This is a genomic window from Saliphagus sp. GCM10025334, from assembly GCF_042663485.1.
Classification (GTDB): Archaea; Halobacteriota; Halobacteria; order Halobacteriales; family Natrialbaceae; genus Natronosalvus.
The window spans coordinates 976,096-1,001,072 of the sequence record NZ_JBHTAF010000001.1 but is presented as its reverse complement, the minus strand read 5'-3'; the positions used below and the strand labels follow the sequence as shown (position 1 = coordinate 1,001,072).

Sequence of the window (24,977 nt, the reverse complement as noted above, 5' to 3'; positions counted from 1 at the left end):
GACTCTATTTTGGCTCTGATAGCCCGTTTCATACGTCGTTTGAGGCTGGTGACTCGCTCTTCCGATCTTTCACGGTAACTTCACCCGAGAGCAACTGTTCAGAGGGCGGAGCAAGCGAGATCTCTTCCTCATCGAAGTGTCGTTTTACTAATCGACGGAAGTCCGAGCGAATCGTCAAGATGTCCTTGTTATTCGGATCTTCTATCCACAACTCTGCTTGCACCGTGATCGCGTTCTCCCCGAGTTCGAGAATCCGTGCGTTCGGCGCTGGATCATCGAGGATCGAATCATAGTTAACGGCAATCTGTTGAATCTCCATCATCGCCCGCTCGGTGTCCTCGTAGTAGGCGACGGACACCTGTTCTGTAATCCGGTACTGGTCCCGACCGTAGGGCCGGGTGAGCGCGTTGTTCGTGAGTTCAGTGTTCGGGACCGAGATCGTTTCGTTGTCTAGTGTCCGAACTCGCGTGACACGAAAGTCGACTGCTTCGATGGTGCCTTCCCCACCCGGCCACTCTATCCAGTCGCCAACGTTAAAGTCGGGATCAGCGACGAGAAACATCCCGCTGATCAGCGAACCGAACACGTGCTGCCCGGCGATACCGAGGGCAAACGTGATGGCAGCAATGATGACCGCCGATTCGGAAAACACCCTTCCGTATCCAGCGGCAATTATGCCCGTCAGGATCGCAAACCCGATCAGAACCACCCGAAGGTATGTCTTCGTTGCAGTCTCGATCGTGGGGTTATTGCGATTACGCGATCTGACAATTCCAGTGGCAAGAGGAATAAGAACGATCCGGCCGATGAAATAGACGATCCCGAGGCCCACGAGGAACCAAAACAATTCTGACAACACCTGGTCGTATGCTGACAGTAAATCTGTCACCCATTCTGGTGGAGAGGTCTGGCCGATCATGCTCTACGGTTAGGGTATGCGAATAAAAACACACTTGCTGGCTGCTCAATGCTATCACGCGTATTCAGGTCATGCCGTTTTTCTGGCCATTGTGCAAGACTCGCGCTGTGAATTCAGTACAGGTGGCTGAACTACTCTAATTCTGTCAGAAACGCTGTGACCGATACAGAGGATAAGTTCAGCACGACGGATTCGTTTGTTCCGCGCTTAAACTAGTAAACCACCTGTTCAGTAAACCTGCGAACTGATCAGGTTAAATCTCTCCTCCGATTCACCCGTATCCTCACAGCCAAACCTGTTTGGAAAAGCGTTTACCATTTTTACGTCGCCTGTCTTATGCTATGGGAACAGATGACGAGTCAAACGCTGGTACTGTCGGCGCCATTGTATCGGGTTCCATGTCCTCAACTGATCTTCCGATAGATCTTGATGATTTCTTCCAGCACCTTGCTAACGAACAAACTCGTTACGTACTGTATCTCCTAACGGAAAGGGGAGGGACTGTTCATCTAGAAGAGATCAATGACTATTTTGACAGTAGTAGTGACAAAATGATGCTTCATCACACAGTTGTCCCACGGCTAGTTGATTTCCATCTGATCGACCACGATCAGGAGACTAAAGCGATAACACCGACTCCAATTTGCGACGATCTAACATCTGCTCTCGAAACCATCAAAACATTGGAAAAGAAACCCGTTAACGAGTTTCTGGAACAGATGAACCGATAAACACTCTGAACTGAGCATATCGATGCGGTAAGTCCTTTACCTGTACTGGTCAATCACCACTCCTCGTTGATTGACTCTCACCACATTCTGCATTCGCGCTCTGTATTCAGCACGTCTTCTGAAACCCACTTCAAATCAAGAGTTCCAACATAAACTTCATTTTCTATAGTAATATCGAGCTTCGATGGAACGGTCGATTTTCGCGTCGGCCGTCTCGAGCGCGCCTTCGAATCTCCCCAACGTGATTCATACCCAATCTCGGCCACTCGAACTCGTCACCTTCGAGCCACCGCTCGTCGAAAATGGCCGACGAAACCCGCCCGAACAGAAGCTATTTCCCCGCGGCTTCGGAACCTCGAGTCATGACCGTGGACCTCGTTATTCACAACGGGACCGTCCTCACACCTGCGGGCCGAAGCCCGAACTCGGGTATTGCCGTCGAGGGCGGGAAAATCGTCGCCGTCGGCCGGAGCGATCAGCTTCCGAACGCACGAAAAACGATCGACGCCGACGGGAACGTCATCGCCCCCGGCGTCGTCGACTGCCACATTCACAACCGCGAACCCGGCCTCGAGTACAAGGAAGACTGGGAGTCGGCTACCCGAGCGGCCGCCGCGGGCGGCGTTACCACCGTCGTCGGCATGCCCAACACCGACCCCGTCATCGACCGGCCCGAGCACCTCGAGTTGAAACTCGAGCGCGGCGACGCGAGCGCCCACGTCGACTTCGGGAGCTACGTCGTCGTCACCTCGGAGAACCTCGACCGCATTGCCGCCCTCGACGAGGCAGGTGCTACTGGTTACAAAATCTTCCTCGGCTCGACCGTCGGGGACGTCCCCCCGCCGAACGATGGCGAGATCCTCGAGGCGATGAAAAAGATTCGGGAGACGGGCAAGCGTCTCGGCTTCCACGAGGAGAACGGCGAGATCATCGATCACTACACCAGCCAGTTCCAGGATGCGGGGAAGAACCGACCGATCGACCACGCTCACTCCCGGCCGGTCATCGCCGAGCGGGAGGCCATCGAGCGCATGGTCACTTTCGCCGAGGAAACCGGCGCGAGGATCCACATGTTCCACGTCTCCTCGGGATCCGGTGCGGAGGCCGTCGCCCGCGGCAAGGAGCGCGGCGTCGACGTGACCGCCGAGACCTGCCCGCACTACCTCTGGTTCACCGAGTCGGTCCTCGAGGAGAAGGGCAACGTCGCCCGGATCCAGCCACCGATCCGGGACGCCGACCAGCGCGACCGGCTCTGGAGGGCCTTCCAGACCGGTGCCATCGACTGCGTCGCCACCGATCACGCGCCCCACACCCCCGAGGAGAAACTGGTCGACGACCCCTTCGGGAACACCTGGGACGCCATCTCCGGCTTCGTCGGCCTCGAGACCGAGGTCCCTGCGCTGCTCTCGTTCGTCGAGCAGGGACGGCTCACGCTCGAGGAGTGGGCCTACCACCACGCGGCGCGCCCCGCACAGGTCTGGGGGCTGTACCCACAGAAGGGGTCGCTGCAGGTGGGCACGGATGCCGATATTACAGTGGTCGACCCCGATCTGGAGTGGACGCTCGAGGACCCCTCCGAGTTACACTCGAAGAACTGCGTGACGCCGTTCGAGGGCGAGACCTTCACCGGGAAGGCGGTGACGACGGTGGTCCGCGGCGAGGTCGTCTGCGACGACGGCGAAGTCGTCGGGGAGTCGGGGTACGGGGCTCGCGTCGAGCCGAACTGAGTCGGTGGACTCGAGGGGTTCAGCGCAGAACGCGTATCGACCTGAGGACCAGGTTTGATAGTAGACAAAAGCAAGCGCTTGTTCACCTCACCTGTATTGACTACGGGAAGATAGTTGCAACCAGTCATCCGTCGAGGATACCAACCAAATTCGACGATCATAATCGCTGTAATCGTCCGGAAGGTACGTGGTATGGTGGTCTGAGAACGAAACTAGGAAGACGGAGACTTGCGTGGGCAGTGTTTGCTCGAGATGGCGCTCAAAGCGGCGTTAGGCTTGAACAGAAGAGAGGAAGAATAACCCGAAGGGATGTGAAGAGGGGATAAATCACGCTCTCAAAGAGTTCATAATCGGTTTTAGTATGGCGTTTTCAGTCCTGAGCGACGATCGATAGACGATGGACCGAAATGCTGGCTCGAGTCTGCTATCCCGATTCGAATTCAGCGGTCTAACGGCGTCTACGCAGTGATTTGAGCCGCCACCTCGAGTAACCAATCTCCTCCCAGAGTATGCTACCTATAAGCTCATAATCGGTTTCCTGCTATCGATTTTGGGAATTTCATCTGCGAAGATAATTGCGGAGATAGACCTTCAACACAAGAAGTGAAAACAACTCTCTTAGAGCGTCTCGATCTGTTATTCAAGGAGAACGCTTCGAGAAAGGCATCAGATGATCGGATGACGACGATGAGACATACCGTGCTCATCTGCCGATTCTGATTAGCTCTGTTATTCGCCCAGACGCCAATAACTCTACTTGAGAGGCTCTCTACCCAATGTTTGTGGAATTAAGCGTGTTCTCGAGCGCGATCTCGATTTTGCAACTCCGCAGTGCGCCTCTTCCTAGATGCCCTCTAAAACACCCACTACACACATCTTCCGGACGTATAGCCCAATTATGAGTCATCTGAAAGACGGCTATAACAGTTCTCGAAGCCACTCTGCAGGGTAGACCGCAGTCATGCTTGCCGTATCGATTCGGGACTGCTGGGTTGGCGGCGTTGTGGCAGATTCTCGATTCGAGGTGCCCCTTTTGAGGGATCGGCAAGATCGAGCCGGTGTTGGTTATTAGTACTCACCACGATTCCGCGTGTGGGAGTTCCGCCGTCACGGCGAGCGAGTGTCACTCCTCCTCTTCGTCTGCATCGTCGTCATCTTCGTCCTCACTCTCATCTGCAACATCGTCGTCTTCATCTTCAGTCTCGTCTTCATCGCCGCCCTCGTCGCCTTCGTCCTCATCACCGCTCTCCTCGCTCGAGTCCTCGTCTCCTTCATCGTCTTCACTCTCGTCTCCCTCCTCGCTCGAGTCCTCGTCGGACTCAGCTTCGTCGCTCTCGTCGTCGCCGCCGTCCTCGTCAGCACCCTCGCCGTCACCGCCGTCACTATCGTCGGCGCCATCCGCGTCGGCACCCGATTCCTCGCCGCCGTCGGCCTCGCCGCTCGAGCCGGGCGCGTCCGGCGGCGTCTCCACCGTGACCCAGAAGTACGTGTACTCCATGGCTTCCTCCATCGTGGCCGTCTCGGGGGCGTCGCCCTCGAAGAGCATCACCGCGATGCGAACCGTCTCGCCGTCTCCGGCGGTCGGCGTCACCGATCGCTCGGCGGTGATCTGTCCGCCGTCCTCGGACTGGCTGATCGCCGTCACCTCCTGGTGAGTCTCCCGTTCGACGACCTCGCCGTCAGCGACTACCTGCTCTTGCATCACCACGGTGTACTCCATCTCGCGGCCCTCCTCGTTGTGGATCTGGAAGGTGATCGAGATCGGATCACCAGGGGCGACCGTGTCGGGCATCTCGGCCTGGAGATCGCCGTCGCCCTCGGCCGTGTAGATGGCCAGCTGGGTGAACCCCCCGGCGGCCATCGGCGCCGTGAACGAGTACAACAACACGCCGACGGCAGCGATGACCGCGAGTCCGAGCAGGAGCGACGAGGCGCGGGTCGCTCCGGTTTCGTTCGCACTGGAGAACCGGTTTCGCAGGCCGGCCAGCGACACCGTAAAGCGATCCGCGGGCGGGACGCGGAGTCGGCGGACCACCGCGAGTTGGGCGGCCACGACGGTCACTGCCGCGAGCGCGCCGACGGTCGAACCGACCGTGAGGCCCCAGCGTGTCAGCGGGAGCGCCAGCACGACGATCGGCACGACCGCGATCGAGAGTCCCAGACCGAGCGCCAGTCGTTCGACGGCGTCGATACCGCCTGGGCGGGCCTCGGCGGTCGCCTGTGGTCCCGGGGCCCGGGCCCGGGCCCGAACCGGGAAGAGCATCGAGACGAGCGCGTAGCCCGGCAGGAACGAGACGAACGCCAGCGCGGACAGCAGGCGGAGGCCGCTCCCCGGCGGCAGGTTCGTGACGAGCACGTACGCGAGGACCGTCGCGAGCGTGACGAAGGCGAGGTCGGTCGGGTACCGACCCACCGCTCCGACGGTGTTCTGGGTCTTCGTGGTGAGACTCATCGATTCCGCCTCCACGGGAGTCGGTCAGGGACACCGGACATACTCGAATCAGTGAATTGCTAGCGGTAGCCGGCCTTTGTTATGGCCGGATTACCGTCCTCAAGTCGGTATTCATCGGTCGTTCCCGACGTAAAACGTGATTGTGACTTTCGACGGTCAGCCGCCGTCCGTCGACCGTCGACCGTCACCCGCCGACTGCAGCACCGCCCGGTCGTTCGGGTTGGAGCGACCGGGTGGCGCGATAGCGCTCGCCAGCGATGGCCCGGCATGGGATCGAGCGCGCGATCTGCTCGAGTAGCTTCGTTCAGGCGCCGCGAATGACCTCGTTCAGGCGTTTGTTCGACGGCAACGTTGCTCGTCGACGGTGGTCGCGTCGCTCGCTGTTCGTCGCTCCCCGCTCACCGACGATCGGAAAATAGTGTCGGCGATCGTCCTGGGCGCAGCTCGTCACTTGCCGTTCGACGTCGATCGGTCACGGCCGCCGTCCCCCTAGACGTCGACGTACTGGGCCTCCCAGTCGCGGCGCTCGCTGATCCGATCGAGCCCCTCGTCGGTAATCGCGTAATAGTTCGTTCGTCTGTCGAGTTGTCCCTTTTCGACCAGCTCCTTATTGACGAGCGTATCGAGGTTGGGGTACAGCCGTCCGTGATTGATCTCGGAGCTGTAGTACTGTTCGACTTCTTCTTTGACGGTTTGTCCGGACGGGCGGTCCGCGCCGGCGATTACGTATAGCAGGTCTCGCTGGAATCCGGTCAGGTCGTGCATTGCTCAATCACATGGACCGTTCCGTAGATTGGATATTTGTTATCCGCATCATACAGCCGTTGCTCGCTCTCGGTTTTGTCAACTGAATATACTGTTTTTACGCTTTGCTCGTCTTTCTCGCGTAAACTCGGGCCAACTCCCCCGAGAGCGCCACCCGTCGTGTTCCCCCGATCTGATCGCGACGCCGGGTCGCGAATCTACCGGTTACCGCCACGTCGCGCCTTCACGCTCGGCTCCGTTTCCGTGTCGTGGCCCGACCCGGTCGAAACCGTGATCCCCGTCTCGCCGATCTCGACCTGCACGCAGTCGACGGTCGACTCGTAGGCCGTCGTGTGCGTTCCGTCCGGTTCGAACCGGATGCACTCCGCCAGCAACTCGCTCTCGAGGAGGTTGTTGATCCGTCGATAGATGGTCGCCGACGAGCAGTCGGTTCGTTCGGTCAGTTCTTTCGCGGTCCGTGGTCCCTCGCTGGCGGCGACGAGGATCGTTCGCGCACACTCGTCGCCGAGCACGTCGAGCTGAGCCGCCGGGTTGACTGTCGATTCTGTCGCCGTGTCGTTTACGTGAGTGGACATGTGTGGAATCTCCGTTGTGAGACTGTGATCGGGTCGTGGGGCAGCACCGACGTCAACTGTCGACAGTGACAGGCCATCGGTACGTTCTAACCATCTAACCCGTAAGGAGGACTAGTATTTTATAACGGACAGCCTTACTCGGCGAAGGGCGCCCGTTCCGTCACGAAAGCTGGAATTTCCCGATGGAAAGTTCGAATTTCGGTGCCCGATATCGGCCTCCTAAACGGTGAATTCGAGCGAACCCGGGTAAATCCGGACGGAAGTCGTCGGCCAGTACACCCACACAGATCGGCCGACAACGCCTCAAACACCGTGAAAACAGCGTATTAACCGGTTCTACCCGCCCTGACCGGACTGAACGGTCGGCCTCTTTTATTCGGATCTGAACACCTCGGTTGAGTACTGCTCGAGCGCTCCCTCGTTCGAGTGCGTGTACAGCCAGGACGACTGCATCGAATCCCCCTTCCCAATCCATGACAACGACTCGACTCAACTGGACTCCGAACGAATCGTCGGCGACAGGTACGCGGTGTGAGAACTGCGGAACGCACGTGACTCAGCAGTTCGCTCGCGTCTTCGGCGACAACGGCGACGTCGTACACGGCTGTCCCGCGTGTACGACCTACCGCGAGATGCAATCGGGCGGCCATCTCCCATCTCGGTAACACCGTTTTCGAGCCTGTTCCACGGAACGGTAGTGCGATCGTCGGTACGTGTCACGCCGTGTACGTTTCGTTCGCCCACAACGTCTAGCACATTTTACATCAGATTGAAGGGTGCAGTACGCGAATTGAGAGGTAATACGATGGTAGGTGGTGGAACGTCTTCCAGCGATATCCGCTGTCGAGGCAGCTGAATCATGTCGGTACAGCAGAGCCGAACGGGATCGCTCGCCGAGAGTGACGTCTTTCACATTCTGGGTAACGATCGACGACGAGCGATCGTTCAGTTGCTCGCAGACGAACACGGCCGACTCGACGTCTCCGACGTCGCCTCGGAGATCGCTTCGGCGGAAACCGACGGTGGTTCCGTTCCGAACAACCTCTACAAGAGCGTCTACGTCTCCTTACAGCAGACGCATCTGCCCCAACTCGAGGAAGACGGCGTGATCGAGTACGACTCGACGGCGAAGACGATCACGCCGGGACCGACCTTCGAGACGGTCTACGGCTACGTCGACGGCGACCAGTCGACGGATCGAACCGTCCTGATCGGTCACCTCCTCGTGGGCGTCTTCGGTCTGGTCCTGATCGCGGTGTCCGGCCTCGAGGCGCCGCTCGTCTCGAGTATCGATCCCGTCCTCTCGAGCGTGCTGGTCTTGCTCGCGGTGGCGGCGAGCAGTCTGTATCGGCTGTTGAGTTGAGGAATCGGTCAGGCTGGAGTCCCCTTTTCGTCGATGCCACGTCCCGAATCGTACCGGTGATCCGGAACCGTTGCTCGCGGTCTATCGCTGTGAGTCGATACGTCGGTTCGTTCTCGGTCGGCGGGCGCGGATTTCGAGGACGCCGTTGTTGTACCAGGCTTCGGTCGTTTCGGGCGATCGCCAGGGAATTTCGACGCGCTCGAGGACGGTTCCCTCGCGACTGATTACGAGTTGGTCCGTTCTCGAGTCGATTCCGACCGAGAGGTCGTCTTTGCTCGCCCCGGGGACGTCGGCGGTGACGAGGAACTCGTCGCCGTCGAGGCGGGTGTCGATCAGGTAGTCGGTCGTCGTCTTCCGCACCCGCTTGACTCGGGTGCGTTCCGGTTGGGCTTCCTGGCGTCGGCGGTACTCCCCGTCGTCCTCGACGGTCGTTCTGTCAGCCGAGTTCACTGGGGGTGGATCCCCCGTGGAGACCTCAACCAGGTTGCCGAGCAGGGTCGACAGGGACCGCAACCCGGCTCTCAGTCGGAACGCGCGAGGCCGGACTTCGGATTCGCTCGAGTTCGGATCGTTTGAGTCGTCTGTGTCCTCTTCGCTCATGTGTGTGTGTGTCGAGACCGTGAGCCTGTCTCACGGCACGTGTCGTGTGCTAACACCTCGAACGGGATAAGTGGCGTGCACCACTGGGCGGGGACGATGTGGGGACCAATGAGACGAAGGTTTGCTAAAAGGGACTTTTGCTCGAGTTTGATCACGTCAGCCCCACTCCACCTGATCTTCTTCGCGTCCTGCGTACCCGTTCTGCGGGGAGATTATTCAGACGGAAGTTAAAGGCGTCTGCTCGCGAACGGAAGGCGGAACGTGGACCGACTGGACGCGCGCTGGGCGACTGCGAGGACCAAAACGAGAATGCAAAGCCCCAGTGCGACGAACGGGACGAGCCCCGACGACAGGGTGCCGACGGAAAACCCGGCCAGGACGGCGACGACGGCACCGACGACCGAGACCGACGCGTAGTACCAGTGCCAGGGTCGCTGATCCTCGAGGTCCCGATCCAGGTACGGCTCGAACGTCTCCTCGTTCGGCACCAACTCGATGCGATGAGCGTCGGGATCCCAGTCGACGATGCCGTGGTCTTCGAGCATCGGCAGGTGCGTCTGGTAGAGCGAGATGTACACGCGCCGACGCTGGGCGCGCGTCACCTCGTCGGTCGTCGTGTCGTTCTCCCAGGCGGCGACCTGTTCGACCAGCGGTGCCAGATCGCAGGTCCCGTGATGGCGTTTGAGGTACTGTACCGTCTGTCGTCGTCTGGCGTTGCTGAACACGTCGAACAGCTCGGCCTGCGTAAGCGTGCCATCGGTCATGGTCATCGATGTCCTCGAAACCGCTCCCAGGTACCCGTCGTCGAGAGACTCACGCACTCAGGTGCCACCGAGTGACACTTTACTATCTCGCGGCTACCGTCTCGAAATCGGTTTGTACCGATCTGATTCGGTGTTTCTCACCACTCTCGAACTGTCACGCACGCGTGAACGCGAAACCTCCCTCTCGTCGCCGAAAGGTCGGTCGTCTCCTCGGTCTCGAGCCAGTGCCTGCTCGTTCGTAGTGGCGCGCTACCGGCGCTCAGGCCGGGGATAACAAAGCCCGATTACCGGATGATCCTACGTGATTACCCAACCGGGTATTCGATCTCCATGTACACTGACCGATATCGACGGACGGACGACCGAACGGCATCGACGACGCGAGGTGACCGGTCGTGGCGGTAACCGAAGCGACCTACACGGCGGGCGATCGGTGTTCGATCGACGACGGGGCGACCGTCGGTTACGGCGTCGACGACGCGTTCGAACCGACCACGCTGGGCGACGACGCGACGATCCGTCGGGGATCGATCGTCTACGGCGACGTCGTCGTCGGGAACGACTTCACGACGGGCCACGACGTTCTCGTCCGCGAGGAGACGACGATCGGCCACGACGTCCTCCTGGGAACGAAGACGATCGTCGACGGGCGAACCGACATCGGCTCGCACGTGAGCATTCAGTCGGCCGTCTACGTTCCAACGGACACGACGATCGGGGACAACGTGTTCGTCGGCCCCGGCGCCGTCCTCACGAACGACCAGTACCCCATCCGAACCGAGGTCGACCTCGAGGGACCGACCGTCGAGGACGGCGCCTCGATCGGCGCGAACGCGACTATCCTCCCTGGCGTCACGATCGGCGAGAACGCGTTCGTCGGGGCGGGGGCGCTGGTGACCGAGGACGTCCCCCCGGACACGCTCGCGATCGGCGCGCCGGCGGAATCAAGAGCCCTCCCGGCACCCCTCGAGGGGCCGAACCGAATCGCATGACCGGCGACATCTCCATCGCCGACCCCGACCTGGGCGAGGGGGTCTACGACCGAGTTCACGCGATTCTCGAGAGCGGCCAGCTCGCAGACGGTCCCGAGGTCCGACGCTTCGAGTCCGAGTTCGCCGACTACTGCGGCGCCGAGCACGGCGTCGCGACGACCAACGGGACCACGGCGCTGGTGACCGCCCTCGAGGCGCTGGGCGTCGAAGCGGGCGACGCGGTCGTCACCTCGCCGTTCTCGTTCGTCGCTAGCGCGAACGCGATCAGGCTTGCTGGAGCGACGCCGGTGTTCGCCGACGTCGACCCCGAGACGTACACGATCGACCCCGAGGCCGTCGAGGCGGTCGTACGCGAGCGCGAGGACGTCGTCGGCATCTTACCGGTCCACCTCTACGGGCTGCCCGCAGCGATGGGGCCCCTGCGCGAGATCGCCGAGGCGAACGACCTGTTCGTCCTCGAGGACGCCTGCCAGGCCCACGGCGCGGCCATCGACGGCGAGCGTGTCGGCAGCCTCGGGGACGCCGCCTGCTTCTCGTTTTACCCGACGAAGAACATGACGACCGGCGAGGGCGGCATGATCACGACCGACCGCGAGGACGTGGCGACCGCCGCTACGAGCTACGTCAACCACGGCCGGGACGTGACCGGAACGCGGGGCTACGACCACGTCTCCCTCGGCGGAAACCACCGCATGACTAGCCTCGCTGCCGCCATCGGCCGAGCCCAGCTCGAGCGCCTGCCGGACTTCACGGAGGCGAGGCGGGCGAACGCGGCGTACTACGACGACGGGCTGGCCGGCGTGCCGGTAGAGACGCCGACCGTCCCCGACGGGATGACCCACGTCTACCACCAGTACACCGTCGCGGCGGACGACCGCGACGACCTCGCCGCCTGGCTCGAAGACCACGGTATCGGTACGGGTATCTACTACCCGACGCCGATCCACCGCCAGCCGGCCTACGAGACGGTGAGTACGGCCGCAGCGACGCTCCCGAACGCCGAACGGGCCGCCGAGCGCGTGCTGTCGCTCCCCGTCCACCCGAACCTCGAGCCCGCAGACCGTGAGCGGGTCGTGCAAGCGATTACCGACTACTACGACTCACAATGACTCGACAGACTACTTCGACGGAGACGGTACGGGCCGGCGTCATCGGCGTCGGATCGATGGGAGAGAACCACGCGCGTGTCTACAGCGAGTGCCGGGACGTCGACCTCGTCGGCGTCAGCGACCTCGACGAGGCGCTCGCGGAGACGGTCGCCGCCCGCTACGGCACCGCCGCCGTACCGATGGGCGACCTGCTCGCGAACTGCGACGTCGTCACCGTCGCGGTGCCCACCCACGCTCACTACGAGACCGTCTCGGCGTGTCTCGAGGCTGGCGTGCACGTGCTGGTCGAGAAGCCGATCGCCGAAACCGTCGAGCAGGGCCGTTCCCTCGCGCGGAAGGCCGAGGAGGCCGGCCTCGTCCTGCAGGTCGGTCACATCGAGCGATTCAACCCGGCCGTCGACACCCTCGAGTCGGTCATCGCCGACCTGGACGTGATCGCCGTCGAGGCCGAGCGTCTCGGCCCGCCGGTCGACCGCACGGCGACCGACGGCGTCGTCCTCGACCTGATGATCCACGACATCGACGTCGTCGGCTCGCTGCTCGAGTCCCGTCCCGAGGTAGTCTCGGCGACGAGCACCGACGACGGCCAGTACGCGACGGCGACGATGATGGCCGACGACGTGATCGTCTCGCTGACGGCGAGTCGCCGCACCCAGAAGAAGGTGCGACGACTCACGGTGACCGCCAGCGAGTGCCTCGTCGAAGTCGACTACCTCCAGCAGTCGGTGCTGATCCACCGGGATTCCTACCCCGAGTACGTCACCGACGAGGGGACGAACCGCCACCGACACGAGAGCGTCGTCGAGCGTCCGCGAGTCGAGAACGGGGAACCGCTCAAGCGCGAACTCGAGTCGTTCGTCGATGCCGTACGGAACGGCGGCGAGCCGGCAGTCACGGGCGACGGCGGCGTGGCCGCCCTTGAGACGGTCGAACGGATCGACCGGTTCGTTGCCGACGAGGATCAGGAGGTGGTCGCTCGATGAGTCGGGCGACGACGGCCCTCTATGGCGGGCCGGAGGACGAAGCCACGAAGCGACGGGCGCTGACGAACGGATCGGTTCCGGTCGCGGTGTACGGCCTCGGCAAGATGGGACTCCCCCTCGCCGCGGTCTTCGCTGAGGGGACGGGCGCCGTCACCGGCGTCGATGTCGATCCCAGCGTGGTCGAGTCGGTGAACGCCGGCCGAAGCCACGTCGGCGGGGAACCCGGTCTCGACGACCTCGTCGCCGAGCAGGTTTCGCGGGGTCGACTGCGGGCGACGACCGACGGGGCCGCCGCCAGCGAGGCGCGCGTCCACGTGATCATCGTCCCGACGCTGATCACCGAAGGCGACGAACCGGAACCGGACCTCTCGACCATCGAGGCGGTCCTGGAGGACGTCGCCAGCGGGCTCGAGCCAGGCGATCTCGTGATCGCCGAATCGACCTTGCCGCCGGGAACCTGCCGGGACGTCATCGCCCCGCACCTGGCGGCCCGAAGCGGGCTCGAGCCCGGCTCCTTCGGCGTCGCGTTCTGCCCGGAGCGAACCGCCTCGGGGACGGCCCTGCGGGACATCCGCGGGCAGTACCCGAAGGTCGTCGGTGGCGTCGACGAGGCGAGCGGGCGGGCGGCCGCGTTGATCTACGACGAACTCTCGAACAACGCGGTCCACCTGGTCTCGGACGCGACGACGGCGGAAGCCGTCAAGGTGTTCGAGGGGATCTACCGCGACGTCAACATCGCGCTGGCGAACCAGCTCGCGGGCACCGCCGACGACCTCGGGATCTCGGTGCGGGAGGCGATCGAGACGGCCAACCACATCCCGATGTGTCACCTGCACGACCCGGGGCCGGGCGTCGGCGGCCACTGCATCCCTTACTACCCGCACTTCCTGCTCGCCCAGACCGAGGCCCCGCTTTCGATGGTCGAATTGGGCCGCGAGATCAACCGCGAGATGCCCGCGCGCACGGTGTCGATGCTCGAGGCTGCGCTCGACGGTACAGGCACGGATGCGGGTACGGACGAAAGCGAAAACGAACGCGAACGCGATAGCCACGGAGCAGAACCTGCCGACAGCCTCGAGGACGCCACGGTCCTCGTCCTCGGGTTCACCTACCGACCGGGCGTCGAGGAGACGCGGGCCTCCCCCGCCATCGGCGTCGTCGACGCCCTCCGCGAGCGCGGTGCCGAGGTCTGGGGCTGTGATCCGCTGGTCGACCCGGCCGACTTCGGCGCTCGAGCGATCGACGTCGAGGACCTGGCGTCGGGCCCGGCGTTCGACGCCGCGATCCTCGTCACGCCGCAGGACGTCTTCGAGCGAATTCCGTGGGCCGACCTCGAGCCGATGGTGGTCCTCGACGGCCGAGACGTGCTCTCGCTGTCGAACACGGACCACCGCGTCGTCACGCTCGGCGGCGCACGAGACGGCCGGCCGACGGTCGTCGACGGCGACGTGCCGACCGATACCGGCACGTCGACGATCGGCCGTCCGGCGGCGTTCGACGCGGCCGGACGGTAGCTCACGCTTTTCGTCGGTCGAGAGCGATGCAAGGACTGGTTAGTCAACGGCGAGCGAGCCGACAGGCACCGGTTAGCCGACCGCGAGCCATCGTAGCCGGTCCCGACTCGCTGGAAGCCGAAGAATAACGAAACCACCGCCAGTCGTCCGTCCGTTCATGACCGAACTGTTCGCGCTCGAGCGGGCCAGTGGCCGGCGCGTGGCCTCGACCTCGAGGGATCGGTAGTGGTCGACGTGAAGACCGTCGTCTTCGCGTTCGAGGGCGTGACGAACGAACACCTCGAGCGCTTCGCCGACGCGATGCCGACCGTTTCCGGCCTTCGAACCAGCGGCGTCTCGGGGTCGCTCGAGTCGACCGTTCCGGCCAGTCCGGCGAGCGCCTGGGCGTCGCTCCTGACGGGGACCGACCCGAGTTATCACGGCGTCTTCGACGACGCCGTCCGCGCGAGCTATCCCGACGACGATTGTCGGCCAGCCTCCGCTATCGACGTCCGCCGGCCGACGCTCTGGGCGTACCTCACCGGCGAGGGGGGCTCCACGGTGGCCTGTGGATTACCGATGACCGATCCGCCGGGGCCGGTGAGCGGCGTCGTGGTTCCCGGACGGCGCCCCGCGGGGTCGGTCGACGGCCATCCGTCGGATGATCCCGCGGACGCGAGGCTCCCGTCCGGCTCACCCGGTTCGCCGTGGACGCTCCGGGACCTCGAGGATCCGGCCGAGGTGCCGACGCTCCTCGACACGAGACGTCGCCTCGCCTGCGACCTGCTCGACGGCGAGCCCTGGGAACTGGCACTCGTCCACGTTCCGGTCACCGATCCGGACCTCCTCGGGGCGGTGGACGCGGACGCCGGCGACCGTGCTCTCGAGGCCGCGTGCCGGGCCGCGGATCGACTCGTCCGGGACGTCCTCGAGGTCGCACCCGAGGGAACGACTGTCATCGGGTGTTCGCCGCTCGGCGTCGAGCGCTCGCGAGGGTATCAAGTCCACGTCAACGAGGTGCTCGCCGATCACGACCTGCTCGAGCGGAACGTGCGAGATTACAGGTGGCGACTCGACGTCCTCGAATCGGTGTTCAGCGTCGTTTCTGGAGCGCTCGGTGGCGGTTTTCACGCGAGCAGGAAGGACGCCAATGGGTACCGGTGGGCGACCTCAGAGGCGTTCTTCCCCAGTGCGACCGGTGCAGGGGTCCGCCTCAACGTCGCCGGACGGGAGCGCTACGGTCGGATCGTCAACTCGACGTACGAGGAGACTCGCTCGCGGGTGCTCGAGGCGCTGAGCGATCTCACGGACCCGGACGGGAACTCCGCCCTCGAGTTCGCCTGCCGACGCGAGCACCTCTACGAGGGGCCGTTCGCCCGCGAGGCACCCGACGTCCTCGTCTCCACGGCGGGGACGGACTGCACGGTGTCGGCCGCTCCCGCGGAGCGACTGTTCACGCGGCTCGAGGGCGTGACGCGAACGGACGTCGGGACGTTCTTCGCGTCCGGGCCGACGATCCGGAAGTCCCCGGAACCGAGTATCCTCACCGCCACGGACGTCGCGCCGCTGGTGATGGCGACGCTGGGTCGCCCGATTCCCAATCTGATGACCGGGCGCGATCCGTCGCCACTGACGACTGTCCCCGTCGGCTACGGCACGTACGCGAACGTCGCTCACGGTACGGCCTGCGACGACCCCACGTTCGACGACGCGCGTCTGGGAGAGCGCCTCGAGGAGTTCAATTACCGGTCTAGAAACAACTGAAACTGTTTCCACACTGTCGCCGATACCTCTGGCGATCAGGGATGAAATGACGAGCAGTGGCTACTATCGCTCGAGGCCGGTTACCCTGGCCGTCGAGCTACCGGTCGCCCGCCTCGAACGCCTCGAGCGCGTCCCCGGTCACGCCCTCCCGTGAGAGCAGCGTCAGAAGGTCGTCGGGTTCGATCACGGTGTCGCCGCGGGGGGTCAAAACGGCGTCGTCGCGCTCGATGGCGATCACGAGCACGTCGTCGGCGAGGACTCCCTCCCTGGCGGCGCGCTCGAGGGAGAACCCCGCGATGGGGGCCGATTCGGCGACGGTCACCTCGACGACCTCGGCGCCGCCGGTCAGGCTGATGTAATCGGAGAGGGGCTGTGGCGTCCGGTCGTCGGGGCCGAAGGGGCGGTAGGCCTGGTAGTGTTCGGCCTGGAGTAAGTCCTCGTCCTCGATGTCGATCCCAAGGGAGGCGATCTCGCGGGCGATTCGGCGCAGGTCGTTCGTGTCCGTGCCGACGGCGAGCACGTGGAGGTTTCGCCGACCGGTCATGAGCTCGCGGACGTTGATTACGCCGGGAATCAGCCGCACCTGGTGGGCCATGCGCTCGCGGTCGTCGACCGGGGCGTTACAGAGGTAGAGATTACGTAACCGGCCGTCGCCGCGCTCGAAGTCGACGTTCGCGTGATAGCCCTCGATCACGCCCGCCTCCTCGAGCTGCCCGATTCGGTTGCGGATCGTCGCTGCCGAAACGCCCACCTCGTCGGCGATCATTGGCGCTGAGGTGGACCGTGCATCCTCCATGAGGGCGTGGATGATGCGCCTGTTGACCTCGTCCAGACGGATGTCCATACGGTCCGTTCACGCGACAGTATTAAGGAGACTGCGTTTCGCTTCCTCGAGTTCAGTCGATGGGGTACTCGACGATCTCGTCGTGGTCGCAGTGGGGACACTGACTCGTCTTCGGATCGACCGTCGTTCCACAGTTTCGACACTCGTAGACGACCGTCGTCGGCCCGTCCACGTGGGCGCCGCGTGGCGCGTCAGGTGACTCCGGCTCGGCGTCTGTCCCCGGCAGAAGTCCAGTGAATATATCGGAGAGTGACATTGATCGTCCTGACAGCCGCTTCAATGTTCACCAGTATAAGCGTTTCGTCGACAATCGATAAGTGGTATTTATATAACGTTGTTGAAACCAAAAATCCTGATACCCTCGAGTTCGTCAACCGGCCTGGGTGTGACCTGCGTCTGACGGACGTCGCTCGACGTTCGACGTCGACGAACCCGTTTCGAGTCGTGCCCGGTCGAGCCTTAAACCGGGGAGCGACTCGGTTCAGGTGCCCACCTCGAGGCGAAGGCCGTCCCTAACAAAGCGCGTTCCCGGTGGTCTCTCGGTCGAATGGACGTACTCACGCTGACGAACGCCACGGACGCGCCGTTTCTGAACCAGCAACAGGCTGCCCTGGAGCGCCGCGGCGTTCGATTCGAGACGTTGTCGGTCGCCGGCGACGCGACCGGTGAGAACGCTCGCGGGCCGCTCGAGTACCTCCGGTTCTTCCGGACGGTGCGCCGCGAACTGGATCGCGAATACGACCTGGTCCACGCCCACTACGGGCTCACGGCCCCGATGGCGCTCGCCCAGCGACGGGTTCCAGTCGTCTGCTCCCTCTGGGGATCGGACGTCCACGGCCCCGTCGCGCCCGTGAGTCGCTTCTGTGCACCCTTCTGTGACGAGGTAATCGTCATGTCCGAGGCGATGGCCGATGCCCTCGGTCGGGAGTGTCGCGTGATCCCCGACGGGGTCGACCTCGAGACCTTTCGGCCGGGGTCGCAGGCGGCCGCTCGTGACCGCGTCGGCTGGCCCACTGCCGAGCACGCGGTCCTGTTCCCCTATGCGCCCGACCGGTCGGTGAAGAACTACCCACGAGCGAAACGGATCGTCGACCGCGTCGACAGTCGACTCGAGCGCCCCGTCTCCCTGCGGACGATTTCGGGCGTCGACCACGACGAGATGCCCCACTACATGAACGCCGCCGACGCCCTCCTGGTGACCTCCCACAGCGAGGGCTCGCCCAACGCGGTCAAGGAGGCGATGGCCTGCGACCTCCCGGTGGTCGCCGTCGACGTCGGCGACGTGCGCGAACGCCTCGAGGGCGTCTCCCCGTCGTGCGTGGCCGATGCAGACGACGTCCTGGTCGAGGGACTGGCGACGATCCTCGAGTCGGGCGCCCGGTCGAACGGTCGCGAGGCCGCCCGCGAAGTGAGCCTAGAGCGGACGACCGACGCCGTCCTCGAGGTCTACGAGTCGGTGACGGGGCTCGAGCGAGTAAACCAGCAGCGAACGCGAGTGGCGCGGTCTTGAACGCAGGGTGATCGTAGGCGATTCTGAACACAGGCGACCCTGCACGCGTAAGCGGTCCCTAACCGAAGCCCAAAACTATTGTTTCTATAGCTATAGTCCGCATATCGTCGACAGGCCGTCCACGTCACGGGAACGACGTGGTCGTTCCCGATACCGCTCGCGGACCTGATTAGTCGTCGCCACCGACGGTTTGCGTGATGCTCGTCTCGAGTCCGTCCTCGTCCGTGTTCCCGTATTCATCGGCGTTCTCGGTCGACTCGCCGACTCGAGCGGCGACCTCGTCCATCGTCTCCACGGTGAGGTCGGTCTCTCGACGCTGCTTGTCGATGTAGGCGAGGATCGCCCGCATTCGCTCGTCGTCGCGGTCGGTCGTGAGGTTGTTCGGGTGGAGCCAGAGGTGACAGAGCCGGTCGTCGTCGGCCGCGACGGCCTGATCGATCGCTCGACGAGCCGTGACGACCATCGGATCGGTCCAGACGGACTCGGCGACGGTGCGGGCGACGCCCTCGAACCCGAAGCAAAACAGCGAGGCCGGCACGTTCACCAGGCCGTGTTCGTCCACCGTCGGTTCGACCAGCACCGAGCGCCCGCCCAGGCCGGTCTCGAGGACCGCCCGGAACCCCTCCGGCGTCGACGTTCGGCCCCGGTAGGCGGTGAACCCCGCTTCGGCGAGCGCGGCCCGGTGGCCGACGTCGTTTCGCGGGTAGATGAACGACGAGCACTCGAGGCCCCACTCGTCGGCCAACTCGAGCGCCCGCTCGAACTCGGCGCGAGCCAGGTCCCGATCGGTGCTCGGTGCGCCAAAGAGGACGTGGGAGAACGAGTGGCTCGCGAACTCGTGGTCGACCGGCGACTCGAGCACGGACCGGACCAGGTCGGGACCGAACCGGAGGTCCGGGCGATCCTTCCAGTCGGTTCGCTCGCGCTCGAACCAGCCCGCCGGGGCGGGGTGGTCGACGTGGCGGCCGTCGCAGTCTTCGAGCATGAGGTGGCCGACGACGGCCCACGTCGCAGGGACGTCGTAGGCCTCGAAGGCCTCGCGGAGGGCGTGCCAGCCGCGTCGGCAGCGCTCGATGCGGTCGGCCGGTGGTGGGTGGAGGTCGAGAAATCCCCAGCCGAGCTCGGCGTCGACCGAGACGACGACGCTACCCACGACGGTCACCTGCCACCCGCTCGCGGTCGCGACTCGTGGCGTCGACGGGAGCGAACATAGCTGGTGGATTCTCCCGTAATGGTTTTGTTATGGATGGCCTGCCGTCGCTTCGTATCGATCCGGCCCTCGTGGAACGGAAACGTCTCCGCTCGATCCGTTTCCCGCCGAATCCCGGGACGGGGACGGCGAAAATGACTGTCTCGAGCGGGAGAGTGTGTTCCGTTCGTGGCGGTTTCCAGGGGTCAGCCGTTGGATAACAAAGGCCTCCGTCCGCCTTGTCAGCGACAGCAGGCGTCACCAACGCCTCGAGTACCATCATGAGCGGATCTACATCGACGACGGCGTCCGAGCGAGCGTTCGTGCTCGGACTCGACGGCGTCCCCTGGAACTTGATCGAACGCTGGACCGACGAGGGCGAGCTCCCGAACTTCGCCCGGCTGCGCGAGGAGGGGGCGTCGGGCCCGCTCGACAGCACGCGCCCGGCGACGACGCCACTGGCGTGGCCGTCGATCGCGACCGGCGTCTGGCCCGACAAACACGGCATTTACGGCTTTCAACAGCTCTCTTCGTCGTACTCACACCGGATGTACACCAGCCGGGACTGCAAGCAGCCGCCGCTGTGGGAGCAACTCGGCCCCGCGGTCGTCGGCAACGTCCCGATGACGTATCCGGCGATCGCCATCGACGGCGAGGTAGTCTCGGGGATGATGACGCCCTCGCTGGAGCACGACTTCACCCATCCGCCGGAACTCGCCGACGAAATCGTCGACCGCATTCCCGACTACCAGATCAGTCTCAACTACCCCGACTATGCCGACCGCCTTGACGAGTTCGAGGTCGCGGTCTCGGACATCCTCCGGAAGCGCCGGGAGTTGATGCGGCTGCTGATGGAGCGTCGAGACGACTGGGAGCTGTTCTTCTTCGTCTACACCGCCCCCGACCGTTTCCAGCACCTCATCTGGGACGAAGACCGCATTCTCGAGCAGTACCGCGCGCTCGATGACATTCTCGGCGAGGTGATGGACTACACCGACGAGCACGACGCCGACCTCTACGTGGTCTCCGATCACGGGTTCGGCCCCATCGACGAACTCGCCTACCCGAACCACTTCCTCGAGCGGGAAGGGTACCTCTTCGAGGAGGAAGACGACGGAACTCGCGGCGCGCTCGCCAGTCTAGGTATCTCCCGGGAACGTGTCTCGAGTGCGCTGAACCGGATCGGCATCTCCGAGGAGTTTCTGGTCTCGAAGGTGCCGCGCCAGCTACTCGATTCCGTCGCCGAGCAGATCCCCGGCCAGCACGCCCTCTACGACGTGGACTACGAGCGAACCGTCGCGTTCGTCCACGACGCGGGCAACCTCTACGTAAACGACTCGGATCGGTTCGACCACGGCGTCGTCTCGCCGCGGGAGATCCCGGCGCTCAAGGCCGAACTCACCGACCTCTTCGAGTCGATCACCGACGACGCGGGCGAGCGCGTCTTCGTCGTCTACGACGGCGACGATCTCTTCCCGACGGACCCCGACTCGCCGGACCTCATCGTCAACGGGACGAACCGCTACGAGGGTCGAAATGCCATCACCGACGAACCGTTCGGCGACCCGTCGCCCACCGCCGCGAGCCATCGCCCCGAGGGGATCATGCTCTGTCGCGGCCCCTCGATCGAACCCGGGGCGACGCTGCGAGGTGCGCGGGTCGTCGACGTCGCCCCCACGCTGCTCCACGGCATCGGCAAGCCCGTTCCCACGAACGCCGACGGTCGGGTTCTCTTCGACGCATTCCGACCGGACGCCGAACCCACCGGGACCAAGGTCGCCCGCCGAGACGTCACGAGCGAGCGCGACCAAGAGAGCGTCGACGACGACTTTTCGGGCGTCGAGGACCGATTGAAGGGCCTCGGCTACATGGAGTGACCGGTCTCGGAATCGAATCGAGTCATCGGAACGTAACGTCGGTAACGTCACCGTAACCCGGTTGCATGCATGTCCGGGAACCGATATATAGGTTCCAATTCGTACCTGGTAACGCAATGAAACCAGTTTGCAGCTACGAATCGAATCGCCCCACGACCGCCCGCGGCCTCGAGGTGAGCGCCTGATGTTCGAGTCTGCCGGCGCCGACGTGGCGTTCCTGCTCGCTCGCGTAATCTTCGGTGGCGTCCTCGCGTTCATGGGATTCAACCACTTCCTCGACGTCGAGGGGATGGCCGGCTACGCGGAGTTCAAGGGCCTGCCAGCACCGAAGGCGTCCGTCGTCCTGAGCGGCGTCCTCCTCGTTCTCGGCGGACTCTCGCTCATCGTGGGCGTGTTCCCTGCGGTGGGCGCCGGCGCGCTCGCGGTGTTCCTCGTCGTCTCAGCGCTGAAGATGCACGACTTCTGGAACGCCGAGGGCGAAGAAGCTCAGAACGAGATGACGGCGTTCCTCAAGAACGTCTACGGCGCGGGCGCGGCCCTCGCGTTCCTCGCGGTCAGCAACGCTGCCTGGCCCTACGCGCTGAACGTCGGGTTCTAGGCACTCGAGGGCGACGGGTACGACGTTCCTCGGATGTGCTGGTCGATCCCGTTCCGAGCACGTCCGCCGAACTCGAGCAGAGCCATATTGATGGGTAACTGACACCTGTTCTCACGCTGCTCTAGAAGTAATTCAGGAGTGACTGTATGCGGATTAAATAAGAACGATACTTAACAACACAGTATTATCTGGCGGAATATTGATGCTTGGCCGTCAGACAATCACTATCGTGTTACACAGTGAAACGGCGCACCTTCATTAAAACTGTCACGAGCTCCCTCGCGGGATTAGCGGCGACGCAACCGACGCAGGCTGCCGATTCAGCCCTCGACTGTGGTGTCTGGTACGACGCCGAGATCACCCGCGTCGTCGACGGCGACACTTTCGACGTCTACGTCTACGAGACCGGTGAGGAGTACAACGTCCGTACGCTCGGGCACGATACCCCCGAAAAAACCGGCAACACGAGCTACGAGAAGATCGAAGAGTGGGAGTTCATCGAGGACGAGACTCACCTCGAGCACTGGGGTAACGAAGCCACCAACTTTGCCGAGACGGAACTCCCGGCGGGTTCGGCCTGCCAGGTGCAGGTCGACTGCGCCTCCGAGGAAATCGACCAGTTCGGCCGTCTCCTCGCGAAGATCCGGTACGATCGAAACGGCGACGGCGCCTACACGGTGTACAACAAACTCACCCTCGAGGAGGGGTACGCCCGTGTGTACGCCGCGAGCCTGACGAACACCGACGAGTACCTCGAGGCCCAGGAGGCCGCCCGGGCGGCCGGGCGCGGACTCTGGGTCGCCTACGACGGCTACGTCTCGGAGTGGCGAAACGACGACGTCGCGGCGACGTTTCACCCGCACACCTCGAGCGTCAGGACGACGGACGGCCCCGTTCCCGACTCGCGAGTGCCGGTCTGGGCCGAGGACACCGCCGTGCAGGAAAATACCACCGCGAGCACCGTCGACTACGACGCGATCCCGATGGTTGGCGTCGACGAGTCGTGCAACCTCGCGTACTTCGGGGGCTGTACGATCAACGAGCGCTGGGAAGGCGAGTCGGCCGACCTGAACCACTTTACGTTCGTCACGAACCTGATCGACCACCTGCACGGGAGCGACGAGCCCTCGGGGCCGGTGCTCGTCGATGGCGGCCACCGAACCTTCGAGCAGGACAACGCGGTTTCGGCGGAGGACACCGCGTACTACCAGCGCCACCTCGAGGGGCTGGGTATCGAACTCCACAGCATCAATTGGTACGGGAACGGATACGGGTACAGCCTGTCGGAGGCCCGCGCGCTCGTCGCCTCCTGTAGCCCGGAGGCGTGGACCGCCGACGAGATATCGGTCGTCCAGGAGTTCGTCGACGAGGGCGGTGTCGTCCTCCTGATGGGCAGCGGCAGCGAGACCGCCGGGGAGCGAGCCAACCTTGACGACCTCGCCGCGGGTCTCGGGTCGGACCTTCGGCTCAACTACGACGACGTTCGCGACGACGCGAACTACGCCGGCGATAGCCGAAAGCTTCTCAAAACGAGTCAGCTGAACACCACCGACTTCGACCTCTGGTCGGCTTACGAGAGCGGGAAGGGCATTCGAACGGACGTCTTGCGTGCATCGCCGAACGATCCCGGCGCCGACGCAGATCACGAGTGGACGCTCGCGGACCCCGCCGACGAGTTCGCCGGCGAGCTCGATACGATCACCGTCGACTACCCCGACGAGACCAGTCTGGACGGCCTCACGAACGACGACGTGACCGTCTACCTGGACCGCGACGGCGACGGGATGGTCGACGAGATTCCGGTTAACTCCGGTTCCTACGCTGGGAGCACCGCTACCTTCGACCTCGACGGTCGGTACAATACCTCGGTCGAGGGCGAGGTTCGCGTCGAGATCGCCGGCGTCACGAATCCGGAGTCGGGCGAGTACGTCGCGACGGAGACGCTCGAGGGCGACGATTCCCTCTCGGTCGACGTCGAGTACAACGTCACCGAGTTGCGGGTCGCGACGGATTCGGCCACCCGTGTCGGTGAGACGTCCGCGACGCTGAACGGAACGCTCGACGACCTCGACGGCGCGGACTGGGGCGAAGTGTACTTCGAGTGGGGGCCGGCGGGCGACTTCGTGAACACCACTCCCTCCCGCTTACTCGAGGAAACGGGATCGTTCGGCGAAGATATCGACGGTCTCGAGGCCGGTCGGGAGTACGAGTTCCGCGCCGTCGTCGAATCGAACCACGGCTACACGGCCTACGGCTCCGTGCGGTCGTTCACAGCCCAGAGCGACGTTCGGTCCGACGTCCTCGAGGCCGATCCGAACACGGCCGGCGCCGAGTCCTATCACACCTGGACGCTCGCGGACCCCTCGAGTGACTTCGACGGCGAGGTGGACACCATCGCTGTCGATTACCCCGACGGAACCAGTCTGGACGGCCTCACGAACGACGACGTGACCGTCTACCTGGATCGCGACGGCGACGGCACGGTCGATGAGATCGCCGTCAACTCCGACGAGTACGGTGGAAGCGCGACGACCTTCGACCTCAACGGCGTCTACAATACGTCGGTCGAGGGCGAGGTTCGTGTCGAGATCGACGGTGTGACCAATCCCGATTCAGGAGAGTACGTCACCAACGAGACGCTCGACGGGGAGGACTACCTCTCCGTGGACGCCGAATTCGTCGTGGACTAGTCGGCCTCTAGAGTGACCCGTTCGCGATGACC

At 63.7% G+C, this 24,977-nt stretch carries 22 protein-coding genes; 13 read left to right on the top strand and 9 right to left on the bottom strand.

The features are described 5' to 3' along the window. Positions 1–28 precede the first annotated feature (28 nt). Complete coding sequence (locus ACFQO4_RS04650) at positions 29–919, bottom strand: mechanosensitive ion channel family protein (RefSeq protein ID WP_500259798.1); 891 nt, start codon at positions 917–919, stop codon at positions 29–31. Positions 920–1,260: 341 nt separating this feature from the next. On the opposite strand from ACFQO4_RS04650, the gene ACFQO4_RS04645 reads away from it, so the two are divergent. Together ACFQO4_RS04645 and allB are read left to right on the top strand one after the other, a co-directional pair. Beyond that, positions 1,261–1,650, top strand: a complete 390-nt coding sequence (locus tag ACFQO4_RS04645; RefSeq protein WP_500259797.1) for a hypothetical protein — start codon at positions 1,261–1,263, stop codon at positions 1,648–1,650. Positions 1,651–2,012: 362 nt separating this feature from the next. After that, a complete protein-coding gene (allB, locus tag ACFQO4_RS04640; RefSeq protein ID WP_500259796.1) occupies positions 2,013–3,377 on the top strand; it encodes an allantoinase AllB in 1,365 nt (454 codons plus the stop codon). Positions 3,378–4,500: 1,123 nt separating this feature from the next. Here the strand turns inward: allB and ACFQO4_RS04635 are convergent. From ACFQO4_RS04635 to ACFQO4_RS04625, 3 genes are all read right to left on the bottom strand, one after another. After that, entirely contained in the window at positions 4,501–5,829 is a 1,329-nt protein-coding gene (locus tag ACFQO4_RS04635) for a DUF8471 domain-containing protein (RefSeq protein WP_500259795.1), read from the bottom strand. A gap of 489 nt (positions 5,830–6,318) precedes the next feature. Further along, positions 6,319–6,594 carry a PadR family transcriptional regulator gene (locus ACFQO4_RS04630; RefSeq protein WP_254159748.1) on the bottom strand — a complete coding sequence of 92 codons (276 nt, stop codon included), beginning with the start codon at positions 6,592–6,594 and terminating at the stop codon, positions 6,319–6,321. Positions 6,595–6,791: 197 nt separating this feature from the next. After that, positions 6,792–7,169, bottom strand: coding sequence for a helix-turn-helix domain-containing protein (locus tag ACFQO4_RS04625; RefSeq protein ID WP_500259794.1), 378 nt, complete (start codon positions 7,167–7,169; stop codon positions 6,792–6,794). Between the two features lie 473 nt (positions 7,170–7,642). Between ACFQO4_RS04625 and ACFQO4_RS04620 the strand changes: the two genes are divergently transcribed. Further along, positions 7,643–7,834: a DUF7563 family protein gene (locus ACFQO4_RS04620; protein WP_253433255.1), complete on the top strand. Its 192-nt coding sequence runs from the start codon at positions 7,643–7,645 to the stop codon at positions 7,832–7,834. 194 nt (positions 7,835–8,028) lie between these two features. Further along, positions 8,029–8,532 (top strand): DUF7344 domain-containing protein, encoded by a 504-nt coding sequence (locus ACFQO4_RS04615; RefSeq protein ID WP_500259793.1) that lies wholly within the window; start codon positions 8,029–8,031, stop codon positions 8,530–8,532. Between the two features lie 81 nt (positions 8,533–8,613). On the opposite strand, the gene gvpH is transcribed toward ACFQO4_RS04615, so the two are convergent. Together gvpH and ACFQO4_RS04605 are read right to left on the bottom strand one after the other, a co-directional pair. Beyond that, on the bottom strand, positions 8,614–9,132 hold the full coding sequence (gene gvpH / locus ACFQO4_RS04610) for a gas vesicle protein GvpH (RefSeq protein ID WP_500259792.1): 519 nt from the start codon (positions 9,130–9,132) through the stop codon (positions 8,614–8,616). Positions 9,133–9,359: 227 nt separating this feature from the next. After that, a complete protein-coding gene (locus ACFQO4_RS04605) occupies positions 9,360–9,896 on the bottom strand; it encodes a DUF7344 domain-containing protein (protein WP_500260458.1) in 537 nt (178 codons plus the stop codon). 395 nt (positions 9,897–10,291) lie between these two features. Between ACFQO4_RS04605 and ACFQO4_RS04600 the strand changes: the two genes are divergently transcribed. The 5 genes from ACFQO4_RS04600 to ACFQO4_RS04580 all read left to right on the top strand — a co-directional run bounded on the left by ACFQO4_RS04600 (position 10,292) and on the right by ACFQO4_RS04580 (position 16,237). Further along, positions 10,292–10,888, top strand: a complete 597-nt coding sequence (locus ACFQO4_RS04600) for an acyltransferase (protein WP_425499336.1) — start codon at positions 10,292–10,294, stop codon at positions 10,886–10,888. Further along, positions 10,885–11,997: a DegT/DnrJ/EryC1/StrS family aminotransferase gene (locus ACFQO4_RS04595; protein WP_500259791.1), complete on the top strand. Its 1,113-nt coding sequence runs from the start codon at positions 10,885–10,887 to the stop codon at positions 11,995–11,997. Before ACFQO4_RS04600 ends, ACFQO4_RS04595 begins: the two co-directional genes overlap by 4 nt. Then, positions 11,994–12,980: a Gfo/Idh/MocA family oxidoreductase gene (locus tag ACFQO4_RS04590; protein WP_500259790.1), complete on the top strand. Its 987-nt coding sequence runs from the start codon at positions 11,994–11,996 to the stop codon at positions 12,978–12,980. The genes ACFQO4_RS04595 and ACFQO4_RS04590 overlap by 4 nt, the downstream gene beginning before the upstream one ends. Further along, positions 12,977–14,494: a nucleotide sugar dehydrogenase gene (locus tag ACFQO4_RS04585; RefSeq protein ID WP_500259789.1), complete on the top strand. Its 1,518-nt coding sequence runs from the start codon at positions 12,977–12,979 to the stop codon at positions 14,492–14,494. The genes ACFQO4_RS04590 and ACFQO4_RS04585 overlap by 4 nt, the downstream gene beginning before the upstream one ends. A gap of 225 nt (positions 14,495–14,719) precedes the next feature. Then, positions 14,720–16,237, top strand: a complete 1,518-nt coding sequence (locus tag ACFQO4_RS04580) for an alkaline phosphatase family protein (protein ID WP_500259788.1) — start codon at positions 14,720–14,722, stop codon at positions 16,235–16,237. Between the two features lie 97 nt (positions 16,238–16,334). Here the strand turns inward: ACFQO4_RS04580 and ACFQO4_RS04575 are convergent, their stop codons facing one another. Then, positions 16,335–17,081, bottom strand: coding sequence for an Lrp/AsnC family transcriptional regulator (locus tag ACFQO4_RS04575; RefSeq protein ID WP_500259787.1), 747 nt, complete (start codon positions 17,079–17,081; stop codon positions 16,335–16,337). A gap of 52 nt (positions 17,082–17,133) precedes the next feature. Then, entirely contained in the window at positions 17,134–17,337 is a 204-nt protein-coding gene (locus ACFQO4_RS04570) for a hypothetical protein (RefSeq protein WP_500259786.1), read from the bottom strand. A gap of 291 nt (positions 17,338–17,628) precedes the next feature. Between ACFQO4_RS04570 and ACFQO4_RS04565 the strand changes: the two genes are divergently transcribed. Then, entirely contained in the window at positions 17,629–18,591 is a 963-nt protein-coding gene (locus ACFQO4_RS04565) for a glycosyltransferase (protein ID WP_500259785.1), read from the top strand. A gap of 169 nt (positions 18,592–18,760) precedes the next feature. Here ACFQO4_RS04565 and ACFQO4_RS04560 read toward each other — a convergent pair whose 3' ends face one another. Continuing rightward, positions 18,761–19,744 (bottom strand): polysaccharide deacetylase family protein, encoded by a 984-nt coding sequence (locus tag ACFQO4_RS04560; RefSeq protein ID WP_500260457.1) that lies wholly within the window; start codon positions 19,742–19,744, stop codon positions 18,761–18,763. Between the two features lie 317 nt (positions 19,745–20,061). On the opposite strand from ACFQO4_RS04560, the gene ACFQO4_RS04555 reads away from it, so the two are divergent. From ACFQO4_RS04555 to ACFQO4_RS04545, 3 genes are all read left to right on the top strand, one after another. After that, entirely contained in the window at positions 20,062–21,657 is a 1,596-nt protein-coding gene (locus ACFQO4_RS04555) for an alkaline phosphatase family protein (protein WP_500259784.1), read from the top strand. A gap of 184 nt (positions 21,658–21,841) precedes the next feature. Beyond that, positions 21,842–22,255 carry a DoxX family protein gene (locus ACFQO4_RS04550; protein WP_500259783.1) on the top strand — a complete coding sequence of 138 codons (414 nt, stop codon included), beginning with the start codon at positions 21,842–21,844 and terminating at the stop codon, positions 22,253–22,255. Positions 22,256–22,494: 239 nt separating this feature from the next. Continuing rightward, on the top strand, positions 22,495–24,945 hold the full coding sequence (locus ACFQO4_RS04545) for a thermonuclease family protein (protein ID WP_500259782.1): 2,451 nt from the start codon (positions 22,495–22,497) through the stop codon (positions 24,943–24,945). Positions 24,946–24,977: the final 32 nt, after the last annotated feature.

Coding starts and splice junctions, on each gene's coding strand:
- ACFQO4_RS04605 (WP_500260458.1), bottom strand. CDS start 9,896: ATGACCGATGGCACGCTTACGCAGGCCGAGCTGTTCGACGTGTTCAGC.
- ACFQO4_RS04565 (WP_500259785.1), top strand. CDS start 17,629: ATGGACGTACTCACGCTGACGAACGCCACGGACGCGCCGTTTCTGAAC.
- ACFQO4_RS04550 (WP_500259783.1), top strand. CDS start 21,842: ATGTTCGAGTCTGCCGGCGCCGACGTGGCGTTCCTGCTCGCTCGCGTA.
- allB (WP_500259796.1), top strand. CDS start 2,013: ATGACCGTGGACCTCGTTATTCACAACGGGACCGTCCTCACACCTGCG.
- ACFQO4_RS04585 (WP_500259789.1), top strand. CDS start 12,977: ATGAGTCGGGCGACGACGGCCCTCTATGGCGGGCCGGAGGACGAAGCC.
- ACFQO4_RS04620 (WP_253433255.1), top strand. CDS start 7,643: ATGACAACGACTCGACTCAACTGGACTCCGAACGAATCGTCGGCGACA.
- ACFQO4_RS04555 (WP_500259784.1), top strand. CDS start 20,062: ATGAGCGGATCTACATCGACGACGGCGTCCGAGCGAGCGTTCGTGCTC.
- ACFQO4_RS04575 (WP_500259787.1), bottom strand. CDS start 17,081: ATGGACATCCGTCTGGACGAGGTCAACAGGCGCATCATCCACGCCCTC.
- ACFQO4_RS04650 (WP_500259798.1), bottom strand. CDS start 919: ATGATCGGCCAGACCTCTCCACCAGAATGGGTGACAGATTTACTGTCA.
- ACFQO4_RS04630 (WP_254159748.1), bottom strand. CDS start 6,594: ATGCACGACCTGACCGGATTCCAGCGAGACCTGCTATACGTAATCGCC.
- ACFQO4_RS04595 (WP_500259791.1), top strand. CDS start 10,885: ATGACCGGCGACATCTCCATCGCCGACCCCGACCTGGGCGAGGGGGTC.
- ACFQO4_RS04590 (WP_500259790.1), top strand. CDS start 11,994: ATGACTCGACAGACTACTTCGACGGAGACGGTACGGGCCGGCGTCATC.
- ACFQO4_RS04645 (WP_500259797.1), top strand. CDS start 1,261: ATGGGAACAGATGACGAGTCAAACGCTGGTACTGTCGGCGCCATTGTA.
- ACFQO4_RS04635 (WP_500259795.1), bottom strand. CDS start 5,829: ATGAGTCTCACCACGAAGACCCAGAACACCGTCGGAGCGGTGGGTCGG.
- gvpH (WP_500259792.1), bottom strand. CDS start 9,132: ATGAGCGAAGAGGACACAGACGACTCAAACGATCCGAACTCGAGCGAA.
- ACFQO4_RS04615 (WP_500259793.1), top strand. CDS start 8,029: ATGTCGGTACAGCAGAGCCGAACGGGATCGCTCGCCGAGAGTGACGTC.
- ACFQO4_RS04570 (WP_500259786.1), bottom strand. CDS start 17,337: ATGTCACTCTCCGATATATTCACTGGACTTCTGCCGGGGACAGACGCC.
- ACFQO4_RS04625 (WP_500259794.1), bottom strand. CDS start 7,169: ATGTCCACTCACGTAAACGACACGGCGACAGAATCGACAGTCAACCCG.